Here is a 6,192-nt window from a genome sequence, read left to right as displayed (position 1 = left end):
TGGTTTTTATGGGGCAGTTAGCCGGTATTAAAAAATATATATGATGAAAAAGATATTTGTAATCAGCCTCTTTGCGATACTGTTTATGCAGGCCTGCAAAAAGGATCAACAACTTGTTGATGGAAAAAAGCCCGAAGAAAATGTTTCTGAGGCACTGGAGAAATATAGAAATGAACTGATCAATACGCCAAATGGATGGATCGCCTATCTATACACCAACGAAATAGGTGGTGGTTATAGTTTTTTTCTGGATTTTAAGAAGGATAATCTTCTTACCATGAAGGCGGATTATGTTTCCGGTTCGAGCCAAAGTACTTACAGAGTAAAGCAGGTCATGGCACCTTCTATTATCTTTGATACCTATAATTCCCTGCATTTATTAGCGGATCCTGATCCTTCTAAGTTTGGAGGTGAAACGGGTGTAGGTTATGGATCTGATTTTGAATTTGAAATCAGATCTCAGGTAGGGGATACGATAAAATTGGTCGGTAAGAAGCGGCAAACGGAATTTATTTTAGTAAAGGCGTCGGCAGCAGATAAGTCCTTTTATACAGAGGGGGGGCTTGAAGGGTTACAGGCCTATTTAAAAGCGAACCCAAACTTATACATTCTTGATGAAAAGGACCAAACCAAAAAGATCCAGCTAGATATAAATGCAGATGTTGCAAGTAGAAGTGTAAGCCTGACTTTAGAAGATAAGGGAGTGATTACTTCTGTGAGCCAGCCTTTTTCTTTTTCTCCAACTGGTTTGCTGAACAAGCCTTTAAACTTTGGAGGAAATATTTATACGCATTTTACCTGGGATATGGAGAGCAAGAAATTGTTTTGGATAACAACTTCGGGTAAAAAAGTGGAAGTATTTGTTTCTGATAAACCACTGATTCCACTTCATGTTTTGATCGGCTCGAAATACAACTCAATCACTGCCCCGTATCAAACTTCTTATCCGGGCTGGTCTGCAGATTTCCAGGCAAGAAGGGCACAGGCTGCAAGGAGTATTTTAACTGGTGGTTATAATCTTACCCTGAGAGAAATGGAGTTCGGATTTAATGCAGAAACTAAAAAACTGGTAATTACCATGAGCATACCTCAGGGCACCACACAATTCTATGCCTTTTTTGGATATAATTATACAAAAACCGCAGAAGGAGTCTATAGATTCACAATAGATCCAACTTATGTTGCTCCAAATACAAATGGAAGTCTGATCATCACTGGTCTGGCACCTATTTTAGCGCAGCGTTTTAATGTAGATCAATTTACACTTGATTATTTTGTAAATCCTGCAAATGGACAGTTATTAGGTCAGTTTAAAAGTGTTGAGCATCCTGATTTCACTTTCTCTGGTCCATTACAATAATTATTCAAACCGCTCTCTCTTTAAGCCGGACGTTTTCGTCCGGCTTTTTTATTTAATGACCTGTTATCCACAATTATTCCTTCTTCATTTGCGTTCTTTACTTATATTTGTCATTATGAAAAGGATCGCATTTGTCTTCGTTTTTATACTGCTATCCACTATTGCAGTGCAACATACAGCCAGCGCGCAATGTGCTATGTGTACCATTAGCGCAGAACAGGGTGTTAAAAATGGCAATACCCAAAGTAAAGGCCTAAACACGGGTGTACTTTATCTGATGGCCATTCCTTATTTGTTAATCGGCGGTTTAGGTGTGTTATGGTATGTGAAATACCGTAAAAAAACGATGACACTGAAACATGATTAAACCTTCAACTTTCCAGTTTCTAAAAGATGTTTCCCAGAATAACAACAGGGAATGGTTTGCTGAACATAAAGCAGAATATGAGGAAGCCAGGGAAGATGTATTACAACTGGTACAACTGCTGATTCCTGAAATCGCTAAGGCAGATCCTCTTTTTTCTGCCGAGACAGATCCAAAAAAATGCGTACTGCGGATTTATCGTGATGTGAGGTTCAGTAAAAACAAGGATCCTTACAAAACCAATTTTGGTATCTGGTTCTCTGCCCGCACCAAAGGTGGAAACGAACCAGGATATTATCTTCATATGCAACCTGGAAACTGTTTCATCGCAGGAGGTTACTGGATGCCGGAAGCTCCGCATCTGAAGCTGATCCGCCAGGAAATAGATTATAATATTTCCGACTTTCTGGATATTATACAGGAAAAGGATTTCGCCAAAAACTTCAGATTCAGTATGGAAAATGCCCTGAAAAATGCACCTAAGGGATATGATCCGGCAGATCCTAATATTTCTTACCTGAAATTAAAGAGTTTTGAAGTGATCCGAGAACTTAAAGAGGAGGATTTTTTTAAATCCAATATCGTTGATAAGTTGAAAAGTTATTTTGAAACCATTTATCCATTAGTTGCATTTTTACGAAATTCACTGGAGCAATAAAGACCAGTCTTTAAACAATAACCTTTAATTGATAAACCATTAATGAAACACACTTTCTTAGGCTTTGCCTTGATTCTGCTGCTCTCTTCTGTGACCTCCTGTGTCGTTTTGTCTCCAAAAAAATATAAAGCTCTTTTGGCCAGGGCCGACTCTTTAGATAAAGGATGGCTGGAATCGCAGTATAATGGTCAGACATTGGAAGCAACACTGGCCAAATTAAGAAAAGATACTGCATCACTCCATGGACAGATTGCCGACCTGCAGGGAAAATACGATGATGTAGATGGTAAATACGCGAAATTACGCAGCAACAGTACTAATGAGATTACTAAGCTTTCCGGAGACCTGAAAGCCCGGGAAAAGCGCTTAAAAGAGGTGGAAGAGATTTTGCGCAAACGTGATGAAGCAACCAACCAGTTGAAGGAGAAGCTGCAAGGTGCCCTGCTTGGCTTCACTAAAAATGGCTTAAGTGTAGACATCAGAAATGGTAAAGTTTATGTGTCCTTAACTGACAAGCTGCTGTTTCCTTCCGGTAGTATCATTATAGATGAGAAAGGCAAACAGGCATTGGCTCAATTGGCCGAAGTACTTAAGCAACAACCGGAAATTAATATTGCGGTAGAAGGACATACAGATTCCCAGAAAATTAACAACCTGGGGCAGATCAAGGACAACTGGGATTTAAGTGTGCTGAGGTCAACTTCTGTAGTGCGCTTTCTGACGGAAGTAGAAAAAGTAGAGCCAGTAAGAATGACGGCTACAGGTAAAGGGCAGTACCAGCCGCTGGCCCCAAATACATCTGCAGAAAGCAGGAGTAAAAACAGAAGAATTGAAATTGTACTTTCTCCTAAATTGGATGAACTGTACGATCTGATCAAACAATAGATACAGAAACAAAAAGACCGGATGCTATAACATCCGGTCTTTTTGTTTCTGTATACTTTCCTAAAAAGGACTTTTAAGATCTTTAAAAGCAGGGAGTACTAAATCCTTGTCAGATAATAGAAGCTCTGCTTCCGGTATTTCCCGGCTCCATTCAATGTTCAGGTCCGGATCATTCCAGATGACACCTATTTCCGATTCTTTATCGTAATAATTGCTTACTTTATATGTAAAGATTGTATTATCTTCCAATGTCAGAAAACCATGTAAAAAACCTGGTGGTACCCATAATTGTTTATGATTCTCGCCACTCAGTTCAATGCTGTAGTGCTGACCATAAGTAGGTGAATTTCTGCGAATGTCAACGGCTACATCCAGCACTTTTCCTTGCAGTACACGCACCAGTTTACCTTGTGCAAAGGGTGCTTTTTGGGCATGCAGCCCTCTTAGCGTTCCTTTTTGCGAGAAGGATTGGTTGTCCTGAACGAAACTGACATCAACGCCTGCTTCTGCTAAAATTCTGGCATTGTAACTCTCATAAAAGTAGCCGCGGTTATCCTTCCACACTTTTGGTTCAATCACCAAAAGATCAGCTATAGGTGTCTGTAAAATATTCATAAGTTATGCGATGTATTCCATTAAAGAACGGAAAGATACAAATCTATCTTTAAATCTGACATTCAATTCTTCATCCAAAGCAGGTTCCTGAAACTCTTTAAAGGTTAGATAATCGCCCATATGTTCGGCTGTATACTGACTGCAAAAAGTAATACCCTCATTTGGTGAATCTACTACCCGGAGTAGCTGATTGGAGGTAAAAGCTCCTGTAGCCAGAGCTTTTGGAATGTGCACTTGCTGCATCCAGTCCAGCCATTCGGACGCAGATGCCTCTTCTACAATAAAAGTAACGTTGTATAATAACATACTGCAAAGATAAGACTATAAGGGCATATTGTCTCCTCTAAGTTTTCTGTAAAATTTCCTGGCCTCGATGGTATACATGCTTCCTGGAAAATCAGATATCAGTTTCTGGTATAATTTTTTGGCTTCTTCAGGTTGTGCCAGCTGGTCCTGATACAGACCTGCAAGGATAAAAATAGCATCGTCAGCCCATAAGCTTTCCGGATGCTGTGCAATCAGATCTTGCAGAACAGGCACTGCAAGGGCGTAGTTGTGTTTTTTAATGTAAATATTGGCTTTAGACATCTGCACATCATCCGAAAGGCTGTTTCCGGGGAATGCAATGTTAATGCTATCCAGTTTAGGGAGAGCCTTCTCAGGTAAATTTCTGAACTGGAGCATTTCTGCATCTGCATACATTTTCAGTGCGCTGCTGTCGGCAGGAGATTGCAGGTTATCAGAGAGAAGTAAACTCAGGTTTAAGGCATCATTGGCAATAAGTTGTGAAGTTGAGGCTTTAAGGACATCAGCCTGAGCCTTTGCATAGGCAAAATTGCCCTGATAAAAGGAGAGTTTTGCAGAACGGAACCGTGCTTCATTTCCAATGTCCTGGTTCTCGAATTTCTTCGCCACTTGTTCATAGATCAGGAAAGCCTCCCAGGGTTCATTGTTCAGGATGTAAATATCACCCAGACTCAGTTTAATCCGTCCGGCTTCCATCGCATTTAGATTCGGGACTTTTAGTGCATTTTCCAAGGCTTCTTCTGCTTTTGATGGTGCATTTAGATAATAGGCCTGCAAATTAGCCCATCTGGTCATGGCAAAAAGTGTTTGTGTGGAAGAGCCAAATTCTTTAATCAGTGCCTGATACTGATCTGCCAGTTCAGCAATCGCTGCTTTCTCATATGCTCCCTGCAGCAACAGCTGATATTTTGTATCGATCAGCTGGATTCTCGACGGGAGATAATATTCATTTTGTGGCCCCTTAGCCAAAAGATACTCATAGGCCTTCACTGCCGAGGGGTAGGCATCGTTAGAAAGAAAAGTATTGGCGAGGTTAAAAATAGTGGCATCATTTTGTTTGAGCCGCTTATTTTGAGCAATTAACTGCCTCAAAGCCATGTCAAATTCCCTTCGCTGAATGTATTGCCAGGTGAGCAGTTGCGTAAAGGTATCGTTGTCCGGTTCTTTCTGAAGCTTTTTGAGCAGGATGGACTGAAGAATGAGGTAGTCGCTATTGCCGTCAAATACACTGGCCAGGTCTGCTTCAGCTTGCGGTAACATAGCCGGAGAAACAGATAAAGCATTAATATATTCATTAACCAGACCATCTTTGTCCTTCTTGAAACGGAATAGGTTCAATAATTCCGGAGTAAATAATTGTTCGTTACCAAGAATCTTCCTGCCCTGCAAAAAGGCAGAAATTGCGAGGTCATAAGCCTGAAAGCGGTAAAAATAACTGACATAGAAGCGGATCTTGTTCTCTTCTTTGGGCAAGAGGGAGATCACTTCAGCAAATGTTTTTAATGCTTTGTCCTGTTGTCCGCTTTCCTGGTAAACTTTGCCCAGGGAAATCTGGTATCCTAAATGGTCTGGCTGCTGTTTGATCATTTTTTTTGCCAGCTTTTCTGCTTCCGGGTACTTTCTGGTTTTTAGTAAAGTATTGAGGTAAAGGTCAAAATAATTATCTGAAGGATTCTTTTCAAATAGTTTTCCCAGTAATAGGGCGGCCTTTTCATATTCCCCCTGTTCATAAGCCTGATAAGCCGCGGCATCGTCATTAAGGACTTGTGCAAAAAGGCAATTGTACGAAACACATAAGAAGATCAGGAGGCCAATACGTTTCATTTGGATATTCTCTTTTCTGGGCTGCAATTAAACAATCAGGCTAATATACTTTAAATGTTACTTTGAATATAATTTGATGTGTTTCAAAAATGATTAATTTGACGTACACAAGAACAATCCAAAGTAACAATATTGGTGTATAGCCTTTTTAGGATTAAGCCGATGTGCACCTTTGTAGGC

General features: G+C 40.3%; 7 protein-coding genes. 4 read left to right on the top strand and 3 right to left on the bottom strand.

Annotated elements, in window-relative coordinates; translation table 11 throughout:
* Nucleotides 1-40 precede the first annotated feature (40 nt).
* The 4 genes from DBR11_RS27565 to DBR11_RS27550 all read left to right on the top strand — a co-directional run bounded on the left by DBR11_RS27565 (nucleotide 41) and on the right by DBR11_RS27550 (nucleotide 3,267).
* On the top strand, nucleotides 41-1,360 hold the full coding sequence (locus tag DBR11_RS27565) for a DUF4302 domain-containing protein (protein WP_108555754.1): 1,320 nt from the start codon (nucleotides 41-43) through the stop codon (nucleotides 1,358-1,360).
* A gap of 115 nt (nucleotides 1,361-1,475) precedes the next feature.
* Nucleotides 1,476-1,727 carry a hypothetical protein gene (locus tag DBR11_RS27560; RefSeq protein ID WP_108555753.1) on the top strand — a complete coding sequence of 84 codons (252 nt, stop codon included), beginning with the start codon at nucleotides 1,476-1,478 and terminating at the stop codon, nucleotides 1,725-1,727.
* The gene (locus tag DBR11_RS27555) at nucleotides 1,720-2,382 is read left to right on the top strand and encodes a DUF2461 domain-containing protein (protein ID WP_108555752.1); all 663 of its coding nucleotides are present in this window, start codon (nucleotides 1,720-1,722) and stop codon (nucleotides 2,380-2,382) included. Before DBR11_RS27560 ends, DBR11_RS27555 begins: the two co-directional genes overlap by 8 nt.
* A gap of 42 nt (nucleotides 2,383-2,424) precedes the next feature.
* A complete protein-coding gene (locus DBR11_RS27550; RefSeq protein WP_108555751.1) occupies nucleotides 2,425-3,267 on the top strand; it encodes an OmpA family protein in 843 nt (280 codons plus the stop codon).
* Nucleotides 3,268-3,327: 60 nt separating this feature from the next.
* On the opposite strand, the gene rfbC is transcribed toward DBR11_RS27550, so the two are convergent.
* The 3 genes from rfbC to DBR11_RS27535 are packed head-to-tail and all read right to left on the bottom strand — an operon-like array spanning nucleotide 3,328 to nucleotide 6,012.
* A complete protein-coding gene (gene rfbC, locus DBR11_RS27545) occupies nucleotides 3,328-3,882 on the bottom strand; it encodes a dTDP-4-dehydrorhamnose 3,5-epimerase (RefSeq protein WP_108555750.1) in 555 nt (184 codons plus the stop codon).
* Nucleotides 3,883-3,885: 3 nt separating this feature from the next.
* Complete coding sequence (locus DBR11_RS27540) at nucleotides 3,886-4,188, bottom strand: DUF4286 family protein (protein WP_108555749.1); 303 nt, start codon at nucleotides 4,186-4,188, stop codon at nucleotides 3,886-3,888.
* A 15-nt stretch (nucleotides 4,189-4,203) separates the two neighbouring features.
* Nucleotides 4,204-6,012, bottom strand: coding sequence for a tetratricopeptide repeat protein (locus DBR11_RS27535; protein WP_108555748.1), 1,809 nt, complete (start codon nucleotides 6,010-6,012; stop codon nucleotides 4,204-4,206).
* Nucleotides 6,013-6,192: the final 180 nt, after the last annotated feature.

The organism is Pedobacter sp. HMWF019, assembly GCF_003061025.1.
Classification (GTDB): domain Bacteria; phylum Bacteroidota; class Bacteroidia; order Sphingobacteriales; family Sphingobacteriaceae; genus Pedobacter.
Note: the sequence above shows the minus strand (reverse complement) of the source record. Positions and strands in the feature narration are given on the sequence as shown.